The organism is Dysgonomonas sp. ZJ279 (assembly GCF_011039205.1).
In the GTDB taxonomy this organism is placed as follows: domain Bacteria; phylum Bacteroidota; class Bacteroidia; order Bacteroidales; family Dysgonomonadaceae; genus Dysgonomonas.
In genome coordinates this window covers 1-3,319 of record NZ_JAAKEL010000048.1, presented here as the reverse complement: position 1 = coordinate 3,319, position 3,319 = coordinate 1, and the positions used below count along the sequence as shown (strand labels likewise).

Genomic DNA, 3,319 nt, shown 5'->3' with positions numbered 1-3,319 from the left:
AATCGTTTCTAAATGGAGAGCGATTGCTATCAAATATCAGATTCCAAATTCAGAACAAGACATGATGGAATCAGCATTCACGTATTGACGGTAAGACCAATGAAAATGTGCATCTTCCGCTCTTTCGTTAGTTGCAGAAACTAAACAAGAAAAGCCGTATATTGAATATAATCTTTATATCGATCAGGACGATAAAACACATTTCATCTTCATCGAAGAATGACCCGACATAAAGGCATTGGATATTCATTGTCAGACAGAACACTTTAGAAGACTTGTTCCGCAAATAGATAAATTCTAATTGAAAAACGGTACGGTAATTATTATGGATTCATTTTGCAGATAAGTTAAGAATCATTTTTTCGCATAACAATCCCCACTTAGGCTTGTACTATTCAGCGGCAGTTGTTTCCAAAATGGAAACAACTGAATCGGATAGCAACTCGTTTGTTTCAAATATATTCTTAAGTGTATCACTTTACATAAGAATACACTTAGCATAATATCAGACTATAAGCAAGTGTACATTTTGGGACTCTTGTCCTCTATCCGAGAATGTCTTTGTAGTATATGGGAGCATAACCAACGGAATAGATTTTCACAGGGTTATTATATGTCTTAGTATTAAGATTTCAACATTAACAAATTAGGATAATACAACCATTGTTTTGTATTTGTTCCGATATGTTTTCATATATCTTATTTCAAAAATGATCGGCCCGCTCCTTCGAAAATCTACCTAAATATCTGCCTGAATAAAGATTGAAGGAAATGAGGTGGAAATTTCTAGAGTAGATAGCAGATATAAGACAGCCCATAAATAACTGTACCCGATACTTCAGATAGTACCGGGTACAGTTATTTATAATCCTGTCATTAGGGTTTTCAATTTAAGGAGAAGACGGACAGATTATGCAGAATATAAGATTCCGGCTTATTGTTATTTCTATTATAGAATTCAGTTTGTATAAGTTTCCTGATGGTTTCTGCCTGAAAAGTGCGTATGCGGTAGCATAATGTAATAATTGTTTCAAGATTGTAATAAACTGTAATACGTTCAATATCCTGTTCTTTGTATCTATACTCCTTGACAGCATCTTTTTCATTTAGAATACCGGCTTTGAAAATTGCCCGTAGATTGTTTCCAATAGTATTTTGATATACCATTAGCAAGTAGGCTATTTCAGGTTTTGTCATCCAGACTTCTCCACCGGCAGGAACTATCTCTATGGAGGTTCTTGTATTGAAATTTTCAGTTATTTTGATTATGCTTCTATTCATGATAATGTTATTTTACTATTGGAATTAATCCATTACTTTTTAGGTTTTCGCTTTACAGTATGTTTTACCGGGAGTATCGCTAAATTAAGCTCCAGGGTTGTCTCAGTATCAGTTGTCTCAAATGATGGCAATTGTTATTTGTGTTGCAACAGGATTTTTGAGAATCGTCGACAGCATATACAATGCTTTTTCACTCAGACTTTGTTATTGATGTCGATGAGAATCTGAGGTTTGAGAGGTGGTCAAATTTTTTGACCACCTTATTTTTGTCCTCTTCTGTCAAAGTAATAATGTAACCTTCGGGAAATTTATCAGAATTATTTCTTATAGCCTGATTAACATGTTTAGTTGCCACTGCGTACAAGTTTGCGACATCTGTATCCAGTATAACCTGTTGTCCCTGAATAAGAATAATTTTATCTTTAATTTTTTCTAAATTCATTGCTTTTAATTTCAGGTTTATTTTAGGCTGTTATTGTCTGATTATCTGATACATTCAGCTTTTGGGCTAATTTATCCATATCCTCGCTCAGCTTCTTATCGATTATCCGGGCATATATCTGAGTAGTTTTTATTTTTGTATGCCCCAATAACTTCGAAACACTCTCTATCGACATACCTTCTGTCAGGCATAAAGTTGCGAAAGTGTGCCTGGCAACGTGGCAGGTTATTTTTTTATCAATACCGCAAATAGTAGCAATTTCAAACAAGTAACTGTTCATTTTTTGATTACTGATAACCGGCAATAGTTTACCATTATCCTGTGAGTTTTCGTATTTCTTTAAAACAGCCGCCGGTATATCCAGCAAACGGACTTTGTAAGGAACCCCTGTTTTGTTACGTGTATCCATGATCCATAAATGACCATCTATTCCTTTCTTTATTTTATCTGTTGTCAGGTCAGATAAATCAGAGTAAGATAATCCGCTGTAGCAACAGAAAAGGAAAATATCCCTCACTTTGTCCAATCTTTCGCACCCGAATTCTTTATTCGACAGTACTGTTAATTCCTCCTGAGTCAAATACGAGCGTTCTATCTTTTCAAAATGAATCTTAAAATTGGCGAACGGGTCGGCAAAAGCTTCCCCCGTATTCTTAATATAGTAGAAGACAGCCCTCAAATGCTGAATCGTTTTCATTGTATTATTATTGGCAGAGTTATAATTATTGCGAAGAAACAAGTAAAAATCCTGAAGGAAAACAGTTGTAATCTCTCTGTAAGGCATATCAGTCACATCGTATTTCTCTTTCATAAATTCGCATAACCTTTTCTTTGCCGTTTCATATCTCATGTAAGTAGTTCGTGTAACCATCATACCTACTTTAGATTTGTATTGCTCATTGAATTTATCAAAATAATACATAATCGACTTGCTCTTTTCCTCTAATCCTAGCAATGCGTTTTTTATTTTATCAGGAGTAACATAACCATTGACATCCGTCAGTTTGTTATAATACATAGATGCTTTAGCCCGTATATTATCCAACATACGATTTAAGTTTGCCGCATTGACACTGTTTCCTTTGGCTTTTCCATAAGTATTATCCCAAAGCGAAGGGATAATTTCGAGCTTTGTACTGAACTGCGAACGTTCACCGTCTACAGTAATCCGTCCCATTATAATCACATTACCGTTTTTCTTCGGATTACCTCTTTTGATATAAAAAAGAATCCTGAATGTACTTCTTCTCATACTCTTTCGATTTAAATTACAAAAATAAATTTAATTGATTCGAAAGAAGAACAGGTAGGCAGACAATATGCGACAAAACAGAGACTTATGCTCTAAATCGGTACCTGTTTTGGCATTTTCAAAACAGGTACCGATTTAGTACCTATTTCTTGTCTGCCGTTGGCTTTTTGTAGTCTTTAAATTGGAATAGATATTAAAAAAATAGCTTCCAATCTATTGATTTGGAAGCTATTATCTATATATTTCTTTCTGATGTCTCTCAGAGACAGAGCGAAAGACGGGACTCGAACCCGCGACCCCGACCTTGGCAAGGTCGTGCTCTACCAACTGAGCTACTTTCGCAA

3 protein-coding genes and 1 tRNA gene are annotated in these 3,319 nt (G+C 35.0%); all 4 read right to left on the bottom strand.

Going from position 1 to position 3,319, the window contains the following annotated elements; translation table 11 throughout:
* Window positions 1-885 precede the first annotated feature (885 nt).
* Window positions 886-1,281, bottom strand: a complete 396-nt coding sequence (locus G7Y57_RS17740; protein WP_165027317.1) for a hypothetical protein — start codon at window positions 1,279-1,281, stop codon at window positions 886-888.
* A 190-nt stretch (window positions 1,282-1,471) separates the two neighbouring features.
* Complete coding sequence (locus tag G7Y57_RS18130; RefSeq protein WP_255491509.1) at window positions 1,472-1,723, bottom strand: ORF6N domain-containing protein; 252 nt, start codon at window positions 1,721-1,723, stop codon at window positions 1,472-1,474.
* Between the two features lie 22 nt (window positions 1,724-1,745).
* Window positions 1,746-2,975, bottom strand: a complete 1,230-nt coding sequence (locus tag G7Y57_RS17730) for a site-specific integrase (RefSeq protein ID WP_165027315.1) — start codon at window positions 2,973-2,975, stop codon at window positions 1,746-1,748.
* 269 nt (window positions 2,976-3,244) lie between these two features.
* Window positions 3,245-3,317 (bottom strand) — tRNA-Gly (locus G7Y57_RS17725).
* Between the last annotated feature and the right edge of the window lie 2 nt (window positions 3,318-3,319).